The sequence below is a fragment of the Trichormus sp. NMC-1 genome (assembly GCF_001858025.1).
GTDB lineage: Bacteria > Cyanobacteriota > Cyanobacteriia > Cyanobacteriales > Nostocaceae > Anabaena.
Genome location: NZ_LZQD01000001.1, coordinates 152,178 through 172,456 on the forward strand (window position 1 = coordinate 152,178; position 20,279 = coordinate 172,456).

Genomic DNA, 20,279 nt, shown 5'->3' on the forward strand with positions numbered 1-20,279 from the left:
TGAGAATGAATTATGAATTATGAATTATGAATTATGCAATTTCATTATTCAATTTTTATCGTGAGGTGTGAGGAGAAATCTATCTAGGCATAACCTCAATTTTTAACATTCTCAGAAATGAATCCAATTTGACTTGAGATTAAACATTTCCACATCTTTTTTGGCAGGTTTATTTTGCTGGGAACCACCAAGTAGGCAATTATTTTTGAGCAATCTGATATAAGTGCGGTAAGGTATATATTCTATAGGGTTGTATCCTGAATAACGTAAAAGTAAAACACAAGCCCAGGAATATTTGCCAGATATAATGGCTTTGACTATTTGTTCAATTTGTTCGGTATTAATTTTCTTATTGATCTGTTTATTATAATCAGCAATATTTTGGCTCATAGTCATGCACTCCTTGATGTGTAAATAATGCCAGTCGATCAATTTGGGATTTTCCCTCTCAAGTCAGCAGCTTGAGGATTTAAATTGTAGATTGACAATTTGTGCCATCATTAAAACCATTGGCGCTGAAATCGTTTATCTTTAATCTAAAATCCCAAATCTAAAATCCCAAATCTAAAATCATATTGTCAATAGCTGCTCGGTTTTTTCCCATGTTTCAAATATTGCGGCGAAAATTACCCACCCTACATAGATGCTCTTGGTGGGTTTAGGAATCCCCGCAATCTGATTAGATAATAGTGGGAAAATTTTGCAAATTTATGGAGGGTTTGAGAAGTAATTACTGATTTTTTTGATTGAAAACCCAGTCTTTATTCTCCTCCACAATTTTCAGAACAAGTTAAATAAGACTAAACATGGCTGAGAGAAGCATCTGCTTACACAAAGACACATTTTAGAATCATCCAAAGTTGATGTTTGTTGAAAGTAGGAGCAGGTTTAACCAGCTAGTACAGCATTTTTGTTTGCCGAATAGATATTTAGCTAAACCCGCCCATACAGATTAACCGTATTGCAGAAGCTGCTTCTTTCTTAAGCCTACTCAAAGTTCAGCAATGGATACATGAACTATTTTTTGGTAAACCAGTCTATTTTTTCGCTCTTGAAATATTTTTGATTATTTTTAAGTCTGAGATTTAACTATCCTTCTCTCTGGTCATAGAGCAGAGCCTATCAGAAAACATAGTAGATTAAGTTTCTGTATTGGTAAACACATCCAGATTTAACAATTTCTATGCCTTTTGGTAGATATAAAGTCATCCAAAGGGAAGAAATCGAGAAAAATCTATTCCTTTTGATGGATGTATAAGCATAGTTGTATATAGTTGAATGCTGTAGAGGTAAAAATTAGACAAATTTTAGCTGAATAAGCCAAATTTCCTATCCACAGAGATTTTCGGGTATTCAGGTAAATGAACCACATTTTATATCTGCTGATTAGTTATTTTGGAAAACCAAAAATTGAGACATGAAATCATTCGATAAACATACTGGTATTTACAAAATGCTTACCTTCAGGCACTACTAAAAAGAGGATGTATTAGAAGTGTATCAAAATGTTAATATTTTTCCTATGAAACGGCAATTTACATAGTAGAATATCGGTTATGGATATCTGATTTCATGATTAACAGAATTTACGTAACTGGCATATTAGCAGGGTGTATCAGATGTCGAAAATATGTTGATAATACCAATTTATAGAGTTAGACGTACCCTCAAAGAGAAATTGAGTAGGATACTTGCGTCAGTCCTAATTAAGTTTTAATTTTCTCCAATAGAAAATGTATTTATCCTGAGTTTTTAGGGGTCTATAATAAAACAAGTAAATAATGGTAGTAATAAATTTTTACTATGCAACCAAAGCAATATATTTAGATTTTTATTGCTAAGATAGAAACCACTCTATTTTTTTTAATCACAACAGCATCATAATTTCTAAAGGTGGTGATTTTTAACCTAATTTAGGAAAAATCGATAATACCAATTAATTATCAGGAGCAAATACAGATATGAATTCAGGCGATTTGAGCTTAATTCAATCCAATTATCCATTAGCATCACAGTCAGAAGCAAAGTTGATATTTGCTGATTCTCTGCTCAATCAATCTGTAGATTGTGCATTTTGTTTAGGAGAAAACGCACAATTTCTTTATATCAATGATACACTCTGCCAACAGACAGATTATTCCCGCGAGGAATTACTGTCAATGTCACTGAGCGATTTAGATGTAGATTTTTCATTACATGATTGGTCAAAACAATGGCAATGGTTGAAAAGTCTAAAACGAATTTCCTTTAAATTTCGCTATCGCACCAAAAGAGGGCAAATATCTTCGACAGAAATCCATCTTACCTATATCAAAACTCCAGATAAAGAATTTAGCTGTGCTTTTCTGCGGGAAAATAATCATGACTTAGTAGAATTGAGTATCCAACAGTTTCTCGCCTCAGGTAAGCAAAGACAAGATTATCTCCAACCAAAAATAGCTAAATTTGAATCTAAACAGATTCATGAAGTATGGCGAGGGAAAAAGACTAGATTTGGTAATTTAATAGACGCTATTAAAGCTAGTATTTTTCTAATAAAAGGTACAAAAATTTGCTATGTTAATTCGGCAGTAGAGTTACTCACTGGCTATACAAAAAAGGAACTGTTAACGGATTTTGATCTGAGCCAATTGCTCAAAAGTAAAACATTAAAGCAATGTCAAAAAACCAATTGTGAATATCAGGAGATGAATATCCTGACAAAGAACGGTAAGCAGAAATGGATAGCTTGTGCTGTGACTCAGTTAGATGAGAAAATAGATGTTGATGGTAAACAACTTGAAGTGATTATAGGTATCGAGATCACCGATTACAAATATGCAGATTCAGAGTTACATCAGGCTTTAGAAAAAGCAAAACAACTCAGCGAATTAAGAGCGCATTTTGTTTCTATTATCTGCCACCAATTCCGTACACCACTAAACGTTGTCTACTTTTCTAATAGCTTAATCCAGCGACATATCCATCAATGGACAGGAGAAAAAATACAACCATTTCTAGAACACATTCAAATAGCAGTCGAACAAATAAACCAAATTCTGGACGATATTCTATCCTTAGCTAAAACAGAATCAGCAAAAATAAACTTGGAGCAGAAACCAATTGATTTACTTCAGTTCTGCGATGAGTTGCTGGCAAAAAGACTGCTGAGAAATAGCCATAACTCTATTAATTTTCACCGTCGAGGTAATTGCTCAAAAGCATGGATTGATAAAACATTACTCGATCTGATTTTGACTAATTTGCTTGATAATGCGATTAAATATTCTCCAATTGACAGCACAGTAGATTTAATGCTAAATTGTGAGGAGGGAAAAGTGGTTTTTCAGATTCAAGATCAAGGAATTGGCATTCCTGAAGAAGATCAAAAAAGGCTATTTGAGCCATTTTTTCGAGGTAGTAATATTGATAATATTCGCGGTACAGGACTAGGCTTATCGATTGTTAAAACTCTTGTTGACTTGTATAAAGGAGAAGTCACGTTTGCGACTAAGGTGGGGATAGGAACGACATTTACTGTGATGCTGCCTTCAATTCCCTATTTTGATGTTTGATTTTTAATTTACAACTGTGTTCTCTGTTCTCTATATGTTTCCGAAAACGACTGCTATATTTTCAAATCAACCTTAATTGTGTCTCGGCTTAATCATCAGCGAAGAGTTTAGTAATCATTCCCTTTGAAAATTTTATATTGGTTACAAAATGATACGCGAATCGTCGAAAAAAATTCTTGTGATTGAAGATGATGCATCTACCCGTAATATCTTCTTAATCGGTCTTGAGGCTGATGGTTTTGTGGCGATAGGAGCAGAAAATGGTCTGGTTGGTATCCAACAAGCACAAGAGCATTTACCAGATTTGGTGATTTGCGATCTGATGATGTCAGATATAGATGGTTACACCGTTGTTACTAAGCTGCGTCAAGATCATGTCACAGCTGTTATTCCGGTCATTTTTCTCACTGCTAGTAATACGATGGCATCTATGAGAAAAGCGATGGATTTGGGAGCAGATGACTATCTTACCAAGCCTTTGACAGTTAATCATTTGCTAAGAGCGATCGCAATCAGGCTAGAAAAGCTATCACTCCTTAGATACTCTTACGCTGCTAACTTTCATCAAGTCCCAGAATTGGCAGATAGTTCATTAAATTCTGAGTTCATCTTTCCGCCTGTTACCCACCTCAAAGAAGTTTTCGACTATATCGAAGCTAACTATGACAAAGGAATCACTTTGTCTGATGTGGCACAAGCTGTTGGTTATTCCTCGGCTTACTTAACTACCCAAGTAGGTAAAGAAACGGGAGAGACTGTGAATGTCTGGATTGTTAAGCGCCGCATGGCAGCTGCTTGTACCTTACTGAAAAATACTAATCAGACTATTGAAGAAATTGCTGCAAAACTCGGCTATCAAAATGCTTGTCATTTCTCCCGCCAGTTTCGTCAATATCACAAGTCATCTCCGACAATTTGGAGAAAACAAAATCAATTTGTGCAAATTCCCAAAACTGCAAAGCTACAAGTCATCAAAAACCGCTCGCCATTGGTGAATGATCTACCGTTAAGTAGTTGATCATATAATTAGGTGACAGGTGACAGGTGACAGGTGCTAGAAGCCTCTCATTGTCTAAGTTTTAGCATTCATTGATGTCCTAACCGCCTTGTTCATTGCTATATCAAAAAAACTCTCCGTGTGTCTGTGTCTCCGTGTGTCTGTGTCTCCGTGTGTCTGTGTCTCCCCATCTCCGCGTCAGCCTTAATAATCACGCCTACTTAATTAACTGTTTCTAGGCTTTGTTAATTGCTGTAATAATAGTTGTACCGCCAAGGCTAATAAACCAAGCGCCACGATTCCAAATATCCCAGTTCCTAAAGCGACTACACCCACAACTAAGGTACGGACAGCAGAACCAATATTTACTACCATCGGGTTATCGGAATGGATGGGTTTGCTCGCAAAAGTTGTAGCGATCGCTATCATCAAGGAATACATGGCAAATCCAAATCCGCCTGACATAGCCGCACCCATTATACAGCGTAGAGGAGTCGGTGGTACTTCGGCGTTAGTATCTGCGGAAGGGGTAACATTTGGTTCATTCATGGTGCGATTTTAATTCCATGTGTAATTGTCCGAGTGACAAATAATTCTAAATCTTGATCAGGAATTGCTTCTCGGATTTTTAATTTGACAATTTCTGCTTGTTCTGCCGATTCTACAATAGCAAATACTGAAGGGCCAGAACCAGACATCATTGTGCCTAAAACTCCTGGTTGAGTGGCAAATAATTCTCGCAGATGCAAAACTTGAGGATAAGCTGGCAATACTACCTTTTCTAAATCATTGTGCAGTTTTTGGGCGATTTCTACGGTATTTTTATTCACAATAGCTTTGACTATTTCTCCCGAATGGACTGCATTAGCACGATCTGCTAAATTTGCAGTATCTCTAATGTAAGTACCACCAAATTCTTGACGATAGGTGTTGTATGCCCAGGGAGTAGAAACTTCTAAACTCCGGTATTTGGCCAAGACTATGTGGATGTGATCTAAACTTGATAAAGGAGAGAGTTGTTCACCTCTGCCTGTAGCGATCGCAGTTCCCCCAGAAATACAAAATGGCACATCAGAACCCAGGGTAGCGCCTAATTCTTCTAATTCAGCAAAAGTTAGTCCCAGGTTCCAGAGTAAATTTATCCCCACCAACACCGCTGCTGCATTTGTGGAACCACCAGCCAAACCCGCTGCTACAGGAATTCGCTTTTTGATAGTAATGTCAATACCGCCAAAATTTCTAAATGCGTCGGCAAATTTTGTTGCCATTAGCGCGGCGGCTCGGTATGCTAAATTACTACTATCAGTCGGTACTTGTGGGTGGTTGCAGTGAACGCGAATCGTATCTGTGCTGGCAGCTTGGATATCAATTTGGTCTGCTAGGTCGATGCTTTGGAGTATCATTGCTAACTCATGATATCCATCAGAGCGATCGCCGATGATTTCCAAATATAAGTTGATTTTGGCAGGTGCAATTAAACTATAAGAACGCATATTAGTTAGGGTTTGCGGAAAAAGTTTTTCGTGAGGGATAGGAGTCAGGAGTCAGGAGTCAGGAGTCAGGAGTCAGGAGTCAGGAGTCAGGAGTCAGGAGTCAGGAGTCAGGAGTCAGGAGTCAGGAGTCAGGAGTCAGGAGTCAGGAGTCAGGAGTCAGGAGTCAGGAGTCAGGAGTCAGGAGTCAGGAGTCAGGAGTCAGGAGTCAGGAGTCAGGAGTCAGGAGTCAGGAGTCAGGAGTCAGGAGTCAGGAGTCAGGAGTCAGGAGTCAGGAGTCAGGAGTCAGGAGTCAGGAGTCAGGAGTCAGGAGTCAGGAGTCAGGAGTCAGGAGTCAGGAGTCAGGAGTCAGGAGTCAGGAGTCAGGAGTCAGGAGTCAGGAGTCAGAAGGAAGAGGGAAGAAGAACTGATTTGTGAGTGACACCCATTGTTCAACGCTGAGGTCTTCGGCGCGTACTTGGGGATTTATTCCTAATTGTTCCAGTAATTGAGTCAAGCGATCGCGGTCAATTACCGATTGCAAATTATTTCTTAACATTTTTCGCTTTGCCCCAAACCCCAATTTCAGCAGATTTTCCAACTTTTTAGGGTCATGGGCGGGAATTTCAATTTGACGAGGACGCAATCGCACCACTGCGGAATCGACTTTTGGTGGTGGTTCAAATGCAGCAGCGGGGACTGTGCAAATTAACTCACAACTAGCCAAATACTGCACCCTGACTGACAAAGCCCCAAAAGTCCTTGAGCCAGGTTTAGCATATAATCTTTCTGCGACTTCTTTTTGTACCAGTAGTACAATAGAATCAAAAGGTTCTGGGTTCGGGTGAGATATAGTACCGAGTAACTTTTCAATAATTGGCCCTGTAATATTGTAGGGAATATTGGCAACAACCTGATTCTGCTTTTGGAAATTGGGAAAAGCAGACAGTTGGGATGATAAATCTAGAGTCAGAAAATCCCCTTGCAACAGTAAAAAATTTTCCCTCTGACCTAGTTGTTTTACAAGTAATTTGCACAAATCGCGGTCAATTTCCACAGCCACTAGGGATTTAACTAGGGGTAACAACCGCCGAGTCAGAATCCCAGTACCGGGACCAATTTCCAAAATGCGATCGCTATTTTTACACTCTGCTGCCTTGACAATTGCGTCGAGTGCCTTTTCACTTTTTAACCAATGTTGAGCAAATTGCTTGCGCGGTTGAATCATCTATATTTTTTTCTCCTTCTGCCATTTGCTTTTTACCATTTTCTATCAACTCCGTATTTTTATCTTGACATTAATTAATTAATTAATTACATCTCACTTAAACATCAACTTTAGACATTTTTGTAAATGCATTTTTCTACTTATAGAAACATAAGTAAGCCTAACTATAGCGAGATAGCTAGGTTTTGAGTATGTATCAAAATAGAGTAACATAAGTCTTGAAAGGGATAAAAATATGAAATCCTTCACACAGTTGGCTATAGTTGCATTTTTGGGGACTGCTACCTTGGCCGCAATACCTCAAGATTCTCAAGCTATGAATAAACCACAAGCTCTATTTGCCTCGCCAACCCCCTCACCTTCTCCTTCACCGATTCCAACTCGTTCACCTAGTCCTACTCCTCCTCGTATGCAGTAAAGCAGGGGGCAGGGTGCAGGTAATTCTTACACCGGATTCCTTTGTTATAAGGTATATCATAGCCCCCTCATCGCTTGCGGGGAGGGGGTTGGGGGTGGGGTTCTTGTATCTCATGACACTGGGAAGTGCTGTAATTTTCCCCGCGTCTTCCTTTTTACCGTAAAGACCGAAATAGCACCCGCCCCGGATTTTCTTCCTGATTAATGCGTGCATACACTCGCAGACAAGTTAAAACTTCTCCTGGTGTACCTCCACAGTCTAATTGGATGTCATCTTTGGAAAAAGTACAATTATCAGCATACAGTCCTGATAATTGTTTAATGCGGATATCATGACCTGCTTTAATGGCTTTATCCGCAACTTTTTTGAGGATGCGTCGTGATTCTTGTTGTAACTTTCCCCACCAGGAATAACGCTCGGCTGGGGGAATAAATACTAAGGAATGGATAGCTTCATCCATGTCAATCCAAGCACGTAGATTGAAGATAGGGTCAGTATTTTCCTCAGTTTTTTCGGTACGTTGCAAGCGATCGCTCAATGCTTCAAGATAGAGATGGCGCTGTTCTGGGTTGGTGTGTAAAGAAACGACATCAAAACTAAACACGCTCTTTAAAGCATGATGTAAATTTGGTTCTATCTCAATACATTTAATATATAGAAGTAGAAACCCAGCTAATAACTGTAAATCACCAGTTGAATAAATCTGGGTTATCTCTGTTTTCAAAAGTGCTTTTTTAGATAAACATAGCCCTTTAGCTTGGACAGTTCCACTCAATCCAGGGTAAATTAACTCATCACGAATAAAGGGCAATTCATCAAGATTTTGATTGTCTTCAACCGCGCCAACTTCTTGCGCCATTACCCCAGCCAACTGTCTCCAATGTGTAGCTAAATCTTCAGGAACTCGCAGTAAACAGCGTTGAATTTCATTCCACAAATCAGCATCTGTTTGACTTTGTAAAGGAGAATTTCCTAGATAAGAATTTAGTTTTGAGTCAGCATTGAAAGCTTTTTGCAAATGAATTAATTTTAATTCACTACTATCCTCAACCTGTGCAAATGGTATCGGTCGTAAAAGTTCATAAAGTTCTTGCAAAACCTGATCACATAACTCAATTCCTGGGTCTTGTGGATATTCCTCCCGCACCTGATTTAGTGCCGCTTCTAGTCCGTATAAACCAAATCGTAGCACTTGGGCTAATTCTGAATTTTCTATTTCTATTAATTGACGTAAATGCTGCATAATGAAGCTGAGAAATAGTGAATTTGCAACGCATGAGTAGGAGAGACGCGGGGACACGGGGACGCAGGGACGCGGAGATTCATTTGTAGCTTTAATTAAGTGAATTGATATGACAGGGAACAGGTGACAGAGAACTCTTCTAATTACGAATTACGAATTACTTTAATGTATTCCACAAAAAGGATCGCGTTCTTTATCAACTTCATTGGGTTGTAATTCCAGTTCTGCACGATAAACACATCCTTCTTGTTGGAGACATTCTTGATGGTGTGATGTCCAGTAGGGAACTTCACCAGCGTGCATTCGCAATATACCTTTGTTGTCGAGAGTAATATGATATTGACAGGGATAATCTGTAGTAATATCTGGCTTACTCAGTGAACCAATGCGTATCCATTTTTTTGTATTAGTTTCGCTATCCGTTTGGTAAACATAGAAAGTGTGTTGTCCACTTTGGGGGAAAGGTGGTAAAGCATTACTAATTAAACCTTTTCCCGCTTCCGTTACACCATCTTGTAAATAATGAAATGTTTCTAGTCGTTTATTTTCATTATTATCAACTGCAAATACTAAATGATAGGCATTTGGTAGATCAACTGTTGCTGACTCTAAAACATTGATAGCAATATCACCATCATTTAAGTCTTTATAGTAACCTTCAACGGCAATATTCCACTTTAATTTACCATCAGCGAATAAATCTGATGATTCTAAATCTTCTGATATAGCGTAATTGACATCAATACCAGCAACATCTATTAAATAATGTGGATTTCCTTGACATAGCAAAACGCTAAATTGTAGAGTTTGATCAATTTCAAATTGAACTTTAATTTGTTTGAGAAACTGTGCTTCTTCCATTCCTAGTTTCTCCATTAAAGTTTTCCCATCAAAGCTACCCCAGAGACGTAAATCTCCATCTTCATAGTCTTGACGATAGATAATATTTGTTAATTGTATACCTTGCCAATGAGTACGAACTTTAGCGACGCTTTCCCCTGCTGCAAGTTGATAAAGTTCTTGTCCAGCGTTAAATATTCCTAAGAGTTCGTTACTTTGGGTTTTACGTTTGAAGTTACAAGGTAAATAATAAAATAGGTTTTTAACATCTATCTCTAGTTGGTTTGCACCTTTACGCAGTAGACTTTTTGATTCTTCAGGATCAAATCTTAATCGGCGTAACTTTTCGGCATAACAAGCACCCGCAGAAGTAGCAAGTTTGGTAAATTCTAAAACAAAAGTAATTCGTTCTGGGTTCCAAACAAAAAAGGGAGATTTGCTAAATTCTTGGTAAATTTGATTTTGTACCAAGTCAAGATTGCAAGTTTTGCCAGAGAGAATTAACCAATCTACTTTTTGACTATCTCCAGAATCTAAGCGACTTTCCATTAGTCCTTTTGCAATTCCAATTGCTTCTTTAATTGGTGAAACTGCACTGCGTTCAAATTGCTGACTATCTATTGTCAGAGAAATAGCATCAGGAATGATAACTTGAAATTTAATTCCACTTTGGGCGAGTAGTTCACTAATTTGTTGTTCAGAAAGAGTAAACACAAATAAAGAACCGTCACTGAGTGGTTTTTGTCCTAATTTGAGTTTAGCAGCTTCGGCATGATCCCAAAGTGTGTAAAATGTTTGTAAGCGTTGGGGTGCTTGTTGCCAGCGGGTTGGTAATACTTTTTCGGCTGTATCTAAAGCATCTTTGAAAGCAACGTCACCTTCGGGATTTTCTTTATCTACACATTTCAATAAACTGCCAGTTTTAAAGTTACCTTCTTCTAAAAAGCGTTCATTTAATTCAGAGTTAATTAAATCATCTAATTTATCGCTTTCGATGTCTCCATTAGTTAATGCTGTTAAAAGAAAATCAGCCAGGGCAATTTTTAAAAGCCGGAAAATTCGTAAAGTGATTAATTCACCACCTAATTGTAAATGCCCAGAAGAACCTAATAATTTAGGAGTGAGTTTATAGTAACGTCCGCCTAAACCTCGGTCTTCATTATCAGCAAAAAATGGAGTTTTATCTTCTAATGTTAGTTCAATTAAAGCTAAATCTGTAGTCCCACCGCCGATATCCAAAACTAAAACATTTTGTGACCATTTATTCCCATTTTGGCGACAGCGAGTTTTAAAAGATTCGATCCCAATATTTAAATTTCCCCCAAATTCTCGCCATAAAAAGAATATGGCCACAGATACAGCTTCATCATAGGCTGTTTGCACATCATCAATTCCCAATTGTTCCACCAGTTGTTTAACTTCTTTGCGAACTACTGGAGGTGCTACTGTCGGGTATGTGACAACTGCTGTTAATAAATCTCCTTCAGAAAATCTGCGTCTAGCGCGTTGGCGATAATCTTCAGTTAATTCGATTAAATGCGCCCAAGCTGCTTGAATTAGTTGATTAACTTGAATATTTTCTTCTTCCCCATCTATGATTACCGGAAAAGTGCGATTTTGACCAAAGTAGCGTTTGGGGGAGTGGTGAAATCGGCTAATAATTTCTTTAACAGAAGTAGTTGTACCTTGCGGGTTTGTCTTTGACGCACCGTATGCGATCGCTTTTTTTCGATTATCTCTTGCTTCTCTACCCATTCCCAACTTTAATGGCGCTAGTTGCAATACTTCCATTTCACTGGGAATTTCTGTATCTCGTCTGTCAATATCTAAAACTATAGGAATTAAATTCTGTGATTCTAAAGTCGGGACACGAAAGACTTCATGATAGATTTGATAAAGTTTTTTGCTGACAGCACGACGAAATCTGTCACTGTTTCCTAAACATAATTCGATTTGGCGAATAGCTTCTAAAAATTGCTCTTTGTTATCACTTTCAAAAACTTCACTTAACTGTTCTGGTTCAATTTCTAAATTTTTGCTAATATTAGCAATAAACTTTTCCCATTCACCCACACTTACATCAGGTAAAGCAGAAATGACAGGAGAATTTAACCATTCTGCTAAACGTTGACGTAATCGGAGTTCTTGTTCTCGTGGTAAAATTTCCGCAATTGGAACTTCAATAGGATCGAAAAGTGTAACTGTAGAGTTAGAAGTCCCAAAATCTAAAGCAAACCAACCTGGAAATCTTTTTTTAGATTTTTCGTTCAATTTTTCACTCAATTGCTGACTTAATTTATTCAGATAAGTATCTAATTCAAAAGGGTTCATGGGCGTATCCATTGCTATTGTTTGAAAATCTGGTGAAAACCAAAGATTACAGGAAACACTAAGATGCTTGCGGATAGATAAAATTGGATTTCCGGTAGCATTAGAATCAAAATACTCAACAATTACCTGTAAAGTACAGTTTACTACTTCTGTTATAGGTTCCTCTAACTGATAAGGATATTGACCTAGTTGACATAAGTTAGAGATTTTTTTAGGTGTAGACGAGTTAAAGTGTTTATATTTTTGTTGAATTTCTGCGGCTAGTTTCGTTGGTGTCCCTCTGACGGTGCAGATAATGCGAGAAATATGCGGAATATTGCTATTAGCTGCCACAATTTGAATAGCAGGTAAATCCAAACTTTGATTGTCTTTAACACGCAGTTGATAACGAGGTGGAAGGCTAATTTCCACAGGCATTATGTAGGTTCCTTATTAGTCATTGGGAAAATTATCTCTGGTGTAATTTTGTCTATTAAAGATACTCATAGGTATCACTTTCCTTAATTTCAGCAATACCTGAAAGAATCTGTAACCAAGTGGGAATTGCTAACTCAGGAGGCGCGTCTCCTGCTGCAATATATCGGAGTAATTCTTCTTTTTTAGATAGATTTTGTAAACTGGGAATAATTTGATCCAAAATCCCTTCTAATTCGGCATTAACTTGCTGATTTACTTCGCTGACATATTGGACAAGATGAAGACTGGCGCTGGCTGTGATTTCATCTCGCAGACGTAAAACAAACATTTGATGATTAGCAGCACGAGGTGAATTTTGGTTTTTATCTGGCGACCAATCAAAAATTTGCCCAATGTTGTGTTTCTCATCTCGTCGCGCTAGGGGAAACATCATCTCTGGTGAAATCGCTTTATCTTGGCTGTTGATTTCTAAGATAATTGCTTCTTTCCATTGATTAGGATCGCATCCTAAGAGGAGTTTATAAAATAAGTCTGCTGCTTCTACTCCAAACCTTTCTTCAATAAATTGTTCGATTTCTGGCTTGAGAATGTTCTGTAAATTTTCCCGTTCTAAAACTACTTGACTGGCTAATTTACCTAACAAGTCTACCACTGCCTGACGAATGCGATCGCGGGCAAAATCTTCCAGTTCTTTAATGGTCTTTTCAAACTCTGGATAAAAGTCATCACTTTTTGTAGGTAAGGAATTATTAATCCTATTTCCTCGGTCAAATAATTTCCCCGCCGCGCCTTTAGATTCTGCTAAAGCAATTGTCCCATTTTGGGATTTATTAAATAGTAAAGTCCACTGACTCCAATTGAGAATTCGATAAGTCAATTCGTCTTTAATTACATCACTGACAACAACTCCCCGCCGATCTTTGAGTGGTTCTTTACCCAAATCTTTTTGAAAGTTTCTATAAGCTTTATCTAAACTTTCAATTCCTAACCGCAATTCAACTAAAGCCGGATTATCAACTGTGGGGATACCTTGTTCGTGAATTTCTTCAATGATATCTTTTAGCTGTTCCTGTTGCTGACGGACTACATCAGCCGCCCTCCGAGTATCTTCATATAATTGCTTTAAACCATGTGTAGCTACATGATTTTGAATCAATTCTCGCAGTTTACTAATACCGCCATCTTGGGCAAAATAACCTAACTGTCTACCTAGAGTATTCCGCGTCTCAGTTATTAACAACCTTTCGCTTAATTTACCCCATTTTTGTTGTATTCGCTTCGACCGTTCTAGATAATCAGGATAATCTAAGTTAGCAATAAATTCTTCCGAACCAGCTTTAACTGTTGTCGAACGTTTTGCTAGTTCAGCTAATCCTAACAATGGGGATAATAAAACGATGCGGTCTTTTTGGCTAGTAAAAGCTTCCGCCCCATCAATAATAGTTTGTAAAACTTTCAATTTTTGGAAAACTATATCTGTCTGCAAAGGTTGAGAATTGAGATGATCTTCAATTAGAAAATCCAGTATTCTTTCGCCACCTTCACTATCTAGCGGTAATTGGTCAAAACGTCCCACACCAACAAGAATTAAATCTTTTAAATCTTGTCCTGGGCGTTGCTGCTGCATCATCGTGAAGATTTTATTAGCGCGATCGCTCCCCGGTGATTTACCATTGAGCAACACTAGAATCGTCTGTACCTGCGCCAATTCCCGCAGTGACAAAAAGGTATCCCTTGCACCGGAATTCGCCGCCCCCAAGCCGGGAAAATCTAACAGCACAAATTCTTCAGCACCATTTACATCCCAAATTTCCTGTGATATTTTCACCTCAATATCAACACGGCGAATCAGGAGAAAGCTATTTTGTAATAATTGCGTTTGTAGTCTTTGGGGCGCACTTGGTAACCGGATATGGGCTGGAGGTAAATCCTCAAATTTGAGAGTTTGGATAGCCATGGGCATTTCCGTTAGTTGTAATCCCTCATGGGCTGTAGCGGCATCAATGTGATAATGACTACTACATAGAGCCTCACCATAAGCTTGATAAGCCCGCAAAAATAACACCAACTCTCGCAGCAAATAGCGTAACTCTAGATTACTTGAGCTTTTCCAGGCTTCCTCACACCAGATAGAAATATCTTTGCCAGTTTTGATTTTGGAGACTTGTAACAGTGGAAGTCCGGCGGCAGTAGCGCGGCGGTTTGCTTCCCCCAACATGAAGTGTAAACACTCATTCACCCCTTCATGAGATAAATACTCCACCGTGTAATTATCTATTTTGGTGGTAACAAAGCCATCTTGGGGCTTAATATGAATAGCAGTAACGTTCCCAGTTGTGGGATTTTCGCTGACGGGTAAAGCATCTGCATAGCCAATCAGACTACCCAGCAGCAAACTTTTACCGCTACTGAATTCACCCATAACGCCGATTTTAACGGGTGAGGTAGCCAGTTCTATAGTTTTCTGTGCAGCCTCCCGCAGGCGCATTAAACAATCATCGAGGCTAGTAGGAACCCAATCTTCTTGTTGGGAAGGACGTTGGGGTACTGAGTCAATTTTCCTGAGGATAAATTCACCGTACTCTTTAAACCGGGCCAGCTTGTCTGGTTCCATAGAGTAGTCGTCTGCCTTAGTTCATTTTCTGTGAGGGTTATAACACAAAAAATGTAAATCTCCACTCTTCTTGCAACCAGATGAACTCATTTACCGGAAAAAAAGCAGGATTTACAGGAATTTTAATGTGAATGAACTACATTTTTTTCTCACGCAGAGGCGGGGAGATGGAGACACGGAGAGATGGAGAGATGGAGACACGGAGACGCGGGGAGATGGAGACACGGAGAGATGGAGACACGGAGACGCGGGGAGATGGAGAGATGGAGAGATGGAGAGATGGAGAGATGGAGAGATGGAGAGATGGAGACGCGGAGACGCGGGGAAAATTAAGAATTACCTGTTCCCTGTTCCCTGTTCCCTGTTTACGAATTACGAATTATTCTCGTATCCAAAAACTTCAACTGCTGATATAAAGAGCGAATTTGCGGTAAATTTACACCAGCAGTTTCGGCTTTTCGTAATGGGTTGCCAAAAATTGCTTCTACTTCTAAAGGACGACTTTCATCAAAATCAATTTTCATGCTGGTGCGGTAGGGTTTCATCTTGATAGTGTAAGAAAGCATTGTTTGAATAAAGCTTTCAGGAATTGAACGCCCTGTACTTTTCGCCCCTAATGCTACTTCATACATCAACTGTTCAACTAACTGACGAGTGTGAATATCTGCCATTAATTCATCGGTTCTGGCATTAAGAATTACAGATAATCCGTTGTAGGGAATATTCCAAACTAGTTTTTTCCAACGTCCTAACAGCAAATCTTCTGCTAGTTCTATTGATATGCCCGCATTTTGAAAATCCTCAGCAATTTGCTGCATTTTTTCTGTAATTCCTGTGGGATTATAGTTAGATGTATATTCACCCAAGGTAATTTGTCCGTAGTCTAAATGCCGAATATGTCCTGGGGCAACTTTGTTGGAACAAAGAAAACATAAACCACCAATAATTCTAACATTTCCGACAATTTGAGAAATTTCTTCTTCTATGCCCAGTCCATTCTGCAATACCAACACCACTCCATCATCCTTGATCACTGGTGGTAATATGTGCGGTAGGCAGTAGTTTTGTGTCGTTTTTAGCGCTACTATTACTACATCACAGCGAGGCATTTTTTCTACGTCACTGTAGGCGAAAACTTGGGGGAGGGTAAAGTCACCGTCTTTAGACTCTATGACTAAACCATGTTGACTCACCTCTAAGTAATCACTTTTGAGCAAAAAGTGGACTTCATTACCTGCTTTTTGCAGTTTAGCGCCATAAAAACCGCCTAATGCACCAGTTCCCAAAACGGCGTATGTACGATTACCCATTTCATCTATAAACAAATCTTAAGAAAATCATCAGAGGATATTGTACCAGGATTTTTTTTAATAAAAGTTAAACATGATTTACTATTCTTTAGAACCTTTGGCAGATACGAGGTGACATCAATGGCGGATATTGTTGATATTGCAGTTAGTAATGATTCGTTTAAAACTTTGGTGGCAGCTGTCCAAGCTGCTGGTTTAGTGGAAACATTAAAAAGTCCTGGTCCATTCACTGTGTTTGCACCAACTGATGATGCTTTTGCTAAGTTACCCCCTGGCACAATTACAACTTTATTACAAAATATTCCTCAGTTAGCACGGATTTTAACCTATCATGTTGTTCCCGGAAAGCTGACCAAGGCTGATTTAGCAAAATTGGGTACGGTTACTTCTGTGGAAGGTTCCCCGATTAAAATTAATTGTGATGATGGTTTTGAAGTGAAAAATGCCACAGTTTTAGCAGCCGATATTGCCGCTGATAATGGTGTAATTCACGTTATCGATACTGTAATTTTGATGGGTTAATTCAGCTATGGTGGGTGCTGCCCACCAGATATGTTACAAATTTTAGTCAGGTGAATTCTTATGAATTCTTTAAATTATGTAAAAAAATCATGTGATTAATCACTTTGCATGATACTCTAAGTATAGTTAAATAAATAAAATTTAGAATTAAATTTTAAATTAAATTTTAAATTAATAATAAGCTAATCTTACCTACCACAAATTAATGCTTGATTTCCAAACTTTAGCTGAATTCTCTCGTACAAACTGTGCAGGTATTTGTGCATTCCTTGTTCCTGCGAACGTACTCGCCACATTGTTAACACTTATCCTCACATTCATCAACCGCCCAATAGTTCAAGTATGGCAAGCTGTAGGATTTGCCAGTATATTTGCTTTCATCATGATTATGCACGTTTATACTTGGTTTATTATTGGTGTGGTGATGTTACCAACTTATATTTTACTGGGTCTGGCAGTTACTTGTTTGTTGACTAATGTAGCTGCAATTCTGTGGCGGATAAATTCTCAACAATTAATTTATCGCTGGAAGTAGGAATTTTACGAACAGACTTCCCAAAGTGCTTCGTAGAGAAGAACGACAAAAATACAATTTATTGAGTACAGGACTTACGCAAAACAGAACGGAAGTATGGGTAATTCATGAATTACCCCTACGCAATAATCAGGTTTTGAGTTCAATCTTGCGTAAGTCCTATAGTAAGTAGGACATAGAAAAAACTGGAAGAGTAATCAAAAATTACTCTCCCTATTGATATGATTAGCTGTTAACTAACGGCTATTCTTTGTAATTGATGAATTACTTACCACCAAGATTGAGATTTATAGTTGCTGTGGTTGTTGTATGAGTCATGGCGGGATTTGCGTTTGTGGTGATTATGGCAAGAATGATGACCACCTCCAACAACAGATTGCAATTCCTGAGTAGCTAGTTCATCCAAAAAGCCGGCAGCATCATTAAATAATTCATAACCAGCAGGAAGCAGTTTAGAAATTTGGATATTAGCCATGAGAATTCCTCCTTATATTTCTATGTGAGTTTTTTGCAACTCATTAGTAAGATTCGACTTGATTTCAAGTAATCTTATTTATCATGATTCCAAATAAAATCTCGTAAATCAAGACTTTGATATCAATCACATAGACATAATTAATAGAGTTTTTTCTAGAAATTATTCCTAATATTCAACCTAGTACAGCGTTCTGGGAATTAACAATTAATAATTAAAAAGCATATTTCACAAGCTTTTGAGTTGAATCTCTCTGGTTAGTTATTTTTGCCATGCTGCACTAGCAATTTATTTGATCAGCAATAAGTACAAAAGTGCAAATAATTTACAGACGGAACTGCTAGAATTCCGTCTAATATCATGTTCGGCTAAGTAAGACAGTGTACCGGGGACGCAAGCTACGCGTAGCGCGTCCTAGAATAAGGGCTAAAGCCCTTACTACAAGCTCATACTAAGAGAGAATTAAATCTACAGTGGCGCTCAAATTCTCAACGATTAAGTCTGGTTGGTAAAGTTCTAATTGGTTGCGATCGCGGATTCCACTTTCTACGCCCATTACTTTAATACCATGTCTTTTCGCAGCGGTGATGTCGGCTTCTGTATCCCCCACCATCCAAGTATCAGCAGCAGGGGGAAGTTCCGCTAATGCTTTGGCCATCAATAGGGGTTTATCTTCAATGTCACGGGTTTTTACATAGTCGTTACTGAGACAATAACGGCGATTGTCTGGAAAAAATCTACCTAAATTATATTTATTGAAAGCGTAGTCCAGTTCCCGCACGCGACGCATCGTCATCACTACCAAATCAATCCCAGCTTCTTGAACTTTGGTGAGGGCTGCTTCGGCTCCAGGAACAAGGGTATCATACTCAAAGTAAGGTTCTGTATGTACTGTTTGCTTGCGGAGAAGAGAAAATTGTTGTGCCTGTTCTGCATCTAAACCTGATTGTAAGGCAATTTGCTTTTCGGGGGTGTGCGATCGCTTGAGTTGCCAAAATTCCGGTTTAGAAAGTTCTGTCACTACTTGATCAGCATATCGGGTTTTGTCCAAGCACAATTGATAAACACGATAGTACCGCTCAGAAACATCCATAATCGGTCCGTCGAAATCAGTAATTAGTCTCAGCATTAGTAAATAATGGGAATTTTTATGAACATTATCTCAGTCATTGGTTGATACAAATTTGATATCAGGTATTTTTTGAAATCCTATGACTGACAAATCCGCGTTTAATTTGTTCGCTTTCAATGGCTTCAAATAAAGCGCGAAAGTTTCCTTCCCCAAAACCTTGGGCTTGGGAACGACGTTCAATGAACTCAAAGAAAAAAGTCGGCTCACAAAAAATCGGCTGGGTGAAAATTTGCAATAGTAAAGCCCCTAAAGGAGCATCTTTTTGACAATCTACCAAAATTTCCTGTTGTGCGATCGCTTGCAGTTCAGAAGGTGACAGAGGAACCTCTAAACGCTCTTGTAGCTGAGAGTAATAGGTTTGGGGGACAGAGAGAAAAGATAAACCAGCAGCCCGAAAACGAGCGATCGCACTCACAATATTAGGCGTGCGTAAAGCAATATGTTGAATTCCCGCCCCCCTGTTCACATCTAGAAACTCCTGAATTTGCGAATTAGGTGAAGCCGGCTCATTAATCGGTAACTGTACGCCACCATTGGCAGAAATCATCACCTGACTGGACAAAGCCGAGCGATTGGTTTGAATTTTAAAACTTTGTTGGGGTTGAAAATCGAGAATATTTTCATACCAACTCACAGCAGCTTGTAAATCACCGACTTTCACATTGAGAACCACATGATCTATACCCGAAAAAGTCTTGTGTAATTGAGAATTGGGGATTGGTGAAAGATTTTTCTCCCCATCCTTTGCTTTTACTTCCTGTCTTTCCATCAAAGTATGAGTCAACCCACCCCAAGCCGCAATTTTGGCGAATTTGATGGATATCTCATCTTGAACAGGTTGCAAGACTTTAGCACCGTTTGCAGAAGCTCTTGCTGTCACCGTTTCTACATCTGTCACCAGAAAAGCCACATCTGCCACACCTGGGGGGTGATGACGCAAAAACTCAGCTACCGGACTGGTGGGTAACAATGGTGAAGATAGTAAAAAATAGACATTGCCATTTTTGACAACTTCCGTGCAAGTATGAAACGATTTCCCCCGATCAACAAGAGTAGGGAAAATTGAACTCACTACCGATTGAAACCCCAGATACTTGACAAACCAATCTCGCCACCATTGGGCATCTTCTACATAAAAGTGAACGTGATCAATTTGGAGCATAATCTCTGAAAATCCAGCGCAACAGCTTATAT

Annotated in this window: 18 protein-coding genes; 7 read left to right on the forward strand and 11 right to left on the reverse strand. The window is 38.7% G+C overall.

Annotated elements, in window-relative coordinates; genetic code table 11:
- Window positions 1–111: 111 nt before the first annotated feature.
- The gene (locus A9Y75_RS00730) at window positions 112–390 is read right to left on the reverse strand and encodes a HetP family heterocyst commitment protein (protein ID WP_071187303.1); all 279 of its coding nucleotides are present in this window, start codon (window positions 388–390) and stop codon (window positions 112–114) included.
- A 1,571-nt stretch (window positions 391–1,961) separates the two neighbouring features.
- Here A9Y75_RS00730 and A9Y75_RS00735 point away from each other — a divergent pair.
- Both A9Y75_RS00735 and A9Y75_RS00740 read left to right on the forward strand, forming a co-directional pair.
- Window positions 1,962–3,554, forward strand: coding sequence for a PAS domain-containing sensor histidine kinase (locus tag A9Y75_RS00735; RefSeq protein ID WP_071187305.1), 1,593 nt, complete (start codon window positions 1,962–1,964; stop codon window positions 3,552–3,554).
- A gap of 148 nt (window positions 3,555–3,702) precedes the next feature.
- Window positions 3,703–4,572, forward strand: coding sequence for a response regulator (locus A9Y75_RS00740; protein ID WP_071187307.1), 870 nt, complete (start codon window positions 3,703–3,705; stop codon window positions 4,570–4,572).
- Between the two features lie 204 nt (window positions 4,573–4,776).
- Here the strand turns inward: A9Y75_RS00740 and A9Y75_RS00745 are convergent, their stop codons facing one another.
- Together A9Y75_RS00745 and ispE are read right to left on the reverse strand one after the other, a co-directional pair.
- Window positions 4,777–5,100, reverse strand: a complete 324-nt coding sequence (locus A9Y75_RS00745; RefSeq protein WP_071187309.1) for a DUF3082 domain-containing protein — start codon at window positions 5,098–5,100, stop codon at window positions 4,777–4,779.
- Complete coding sequence (ispE, locus tag A9Y75_RS00750; RefSeq protein ID WP_071187312.1) at window positions 5,097–6,044, reverse strand: 4-(cytidine 5'-diphospho)-2-C-methyl-D-erythritol kinase; 948 nt, start codon at window positions 6,042–6,044, stop codon at window positions 5,097–5,099. The genes A9Y75_RS00745 and ispE overlap by 4 nt, the downstream gene beginning before the upstream one ends.
- Window positions 6,045–6,074: 30 nt before the next feature.
- Between ispE and A9Y75_RS28075 the strand changes: the two genes are divergently transcribed.
- On the forward strand, window positions 6,075–6,458 hold the full coding sequence (locus A9Y75_RS28075; RefSeq protein WP_071187315.1) for a hypothetical protein: 384 nt from the start codon (window positions 6,075–6,077) through the stop codon (window positions 6,456–6,458).
- On the opposite strand, the gene rsmA is transcribed toward A9Y75_RS28075, so the two are convergent.
- Entirely contained in the window at window positions 6,418–7,248 is an 831-nt protein-coding gene (gene rsmA / locus A9Y75_RS00760; protein ID WP_071187317.1) for a 16S rRNA (adenine(1518)-N(6)/adenine(1519)-N(6))-dimethyltransferase RsmA, read from the reverse strand. The genes A9Y75_RS28075 and rsmA overlap by 41 nt on opposite strands.
- A gap of 235 nt (window positions 7,249–7,483) precedes the next feature.
- Here rsmA and A9Y75_RS00765 point away from each other — a divergent pair, with 235 nt between their 5' ends.
- On the forward strand, window positions 7,484–7,666 hold the full coding sequence (locus A9Y75_RS00765; RefSeq protein ID WP_071187319.1) for a hypothetical protein: 183 nt from the start codon (window positions 7,484–7,486) through the stop codon (window positions 7,664–7,666).
- Window positions 7,667–7,820: 154 nt separating this feature from the next.
- Here the strand turns inward: A9Y75_RS00765 and A9Y75_RS00770 are convergent, their stop codons facing one another.
- From A9Y75_RS00770 to A9Y75_RS00780, 3 genes are all read right to left on the reverse strand, one after another.
- Window positions 7,821–8,909, reverse strand: coding sequence for a hypothetical protein (locus tag A9Y75_RS00770; protein WP_071187321.1), 1,089 nt, complete (start codon window positions 8,907–8,909; stop codon window positions 7,821–7,823).
- 162 nt (window positions 8,910–9,071) lie between these two features.
- On the reverse strand, window positions 9,072–12,497 hold the full coding sequence (locus A9Y75_RS00775) for a virulence factor SrfB (protein WP_071187323.1): 3,426 nt from the start codon (window positions 12,495–12,497) through the stop codon (window positions 9,072–9,074).
- A 55-nt stretch (window positions 12,498–12,552) separates the two neighbouring features.
- Entirely contained in the window at window positions 12,553–15,111 is a 2,559-nt protein-coding gene (locus A9Y75_RS00780) for a dynamin family protein (protein ID WP_071187325.1), read from the reverse strand.
- A gap of 131 nt (window positions 15,112–15,242) precedes the next feature.
- On the opposite strand from A9Y75_RS00780, the gene A9Y75_RS29205 reads away from it, so the two are divergent.
- Window positions 15,243–15,527, forward strand: a complete 285-nt coding sequence (locus A9Y75_RS29205; protein ID WP_143046335.1) for a hypothetical protein — start codon at window positions 15,243–15,245, stop codon at window positions 15,525–15,527.
- On the opposite strand, the gene A9Y75_RS00785 is transcribed toward A9Y75_RS29205, so the two are convergent.
- The gene (locus A9Y75_RS00785) at window positions 15,477–16,421 is read right to left on the reverse strand and encodes a putative 2-dehydropantoate 2-reductase (RefSeq protein WP_071187327.1); all 945 of its coding nucleotides are present in this window, start codon (window positions 16,419–16,421) and stop codon (window positions 15,477–15,479) included. The two genes, A9Y75_RS29205 and A9Y75_RS00785, sit on opposite strands and share 51 nt — an antisense overlap.
- A 120-nt stretch (window positions 16,422–16,541) precedes the next feature.
- On the opposite strand from A9Y75_RS00785, the gene A9Y75_RS00790 reads away from it, so the two are divergent.
- Both A9Y75_RS00790 and A9Y75_RS00795 read left to right on the forward strand, forming a co-directional pair.
- Entirely contained in the window at window positions 16,542–16,943 is a 402-nt protein-coding gene (locus A9Y75_RS00790) for a fasciclin domain-containing protein (protein WP_071187329.1), read from the forward strand.
- A gap of 205 nt (window positions 16,944–17,148) precedes the next feature.
- Entirely contained in the window at window positions 17,149–17,478 is a 330-nt protein-coding gene (locus A9Y75_RS00795; RefSeq protein WP_071187331.1) for a hypothetical protein, read from the forward strand.
- 268 nt (window positions 17,479–17,746) lie between these two features.
- On the opposite strand, the gene A9Y75_RS00800 is transcribed toward A9Y75_RS00795, so the two are convergent.
- The 3 genes from A9Y75_RS00800 to hppD form a co-directional block, all read right to left on the reverse strand.
- Window positions 17,747–17,953 carry a hypothetical protein gene (locus tag A9Y75_RS00800; RefSeq protein WP_071187333.1) on the reverse strand — a complete coding sequence of 69 codons (207 nt, stop codon included), beginning with the start codon at window positions 17,951–17,953 and terminating at the stop codon, window positions 17,747–17,749.
- A 451-nt stretch (window positions 17,954–18,404) separates the two neighbouring features.
- A complete protein-coding gene (locus A9Y75_RS00805; protein ID WP_071187335.1) occupies window positions 18,405–19,082 on the reverse strand; it encodes an HAD family hydrolase in 678 nt (225 codons plus the stop codon).
- A gap of 61 nt (window positions 19,083–19,143) precedes the next feature.
- A complete protein-coding gene (hppD, locus tag A9Y75_RS00810; protein WP_071187337.1) occupies window positions 19,144–20,247 on the reverse strand; it encodes a 4-hydroxyphenylpyruvate dioxygenase in 1,104 nt (367 codons plus the stop codon).
- Window positions 20,248–20,279 lie beyond the last annotated feature (32 nt).

Excerpts from the sequence above, each read along its gene's own strand:
- A9Y75_RS00745 (WP_071187309.1), bottom strand. The coding sequence starts at position 5,100 with ATGAATGAACCAAATGTTACCCCTTCCGCAGATACTAACGCCGAAGTA.
- rsmA (WP_071187317.1), bottom strand. The coding sequence starts at position 7,248 with ATGATTCAACCGCGCAAGCAATTTGCTCAACATTGGTTAAAAAGTGAA.
- A9Y75_RS00735 (WP_071187305.1), top strand. The coding sequence starts at position 1,962 with ATGAATTCAGGCGATTTGAGCTTAATTCAATCCAATTATCCATTAGCA.
- A9Y75_RS00795 (WP_071187331.1), top strand. The coding sequence starts at position 17,149 with ATGCTTGATTTCCAAACTTTAGCTGAATTCTCTCGTACAAACTGTGCA.
- A9Y75_RS00775 (WP_071187323.1), bottom strand. The coding sequence starts at position 12,497 with ATGCCTGTGGAAATTAGCCTTCCACCTCGTTATCAACTGCGTGTTAAA.
- A9Y75_RS00800 (WP_071187333.1), bottom strand. The coding sequence starts at position 17,953 with ATGGCTAATATCCAAATTTCTAAACTGCTTCCTGCTGGTTATGAATTA.
- A9Y75_RS00765 (WP_071187319.1), top strand. The coding sequence starts at position 7,484 with ATGAAATCCTTCACACAGTTGGCTATAGTTGCATTTTTGGGGACTGCT.
- A9Y75_RS00785 (WP_071187327.1), bottom strand. The coding sequence starts at position 16,421 with ATGGGTAATCGTACATACGCCGTTTTGGGAACTGGTGCATTAGGCGGT.
- A9Y75_RS00805 (WP_071187335.1), bottom strand. The coding sequence starts at position 19,082 with ATGCTGAGACTAATTACTGATTTCGACGGACCGATTATGGATGTTTCT.
- A9Y75_RS00770 (WP_071187321.1), bottom strand. The coding sequence starts at position 8,909 with ATGCAGCATTTACGTCAATTAATAGAAATAGAAAATTCAGAATTAGCC.
- ispE (WP_071187312.1), bottom strand. The coding sequence starts at position 6,044 with ATGCGTTCTTATAGTTTAATTGCACCTGCCAAAATCAACTTATATTTG.
- A9Y75_RS00740 (WP_071187307.1), top strand. The coding sequence starts at position 3,703 with ATGATACGCGAATCGTCGAAAAAAATTCTTGTGATTGAAGATGATGCA.
- A9Y75_RS00780 (WP_071187325.1), bottom strand. The coding sequence starts at position 15,111 with ATGGAACCAGACAAGCTGGCCCGGTTTAAAGAGTACGGTGAATTTATC.
- A9Y75_RS00730 (WP_071187303.1), bottom strand. The coding sequence starts at position 390 with ATGAGCCAAAATATTGCTGATTATAATAAACAGATCAATAAGAAAATT.
- A9Y75_RS00790 (WP_071187329.1), top strand. The coding sequence starts at position 16,542 with ATGGCGGATATTGTTGATATTGCAGTTAGTAATGATTCGTTTAAAACT.
- hppD (WP_071187337.1), bottom strand. The coding sequence starts at position 20,247 with ATGCTCCAAATTGATCACGTTCACTTTTATGTAGAAGATGCCCAATGG.
- A9Y75_RS29205 (WP_143046335.1), top strand. The coding sequence starts at position 15,243 with ATGAACTACATTTTTTTCTCACGCAGAGGCGGGGAGATGGAGACACGG.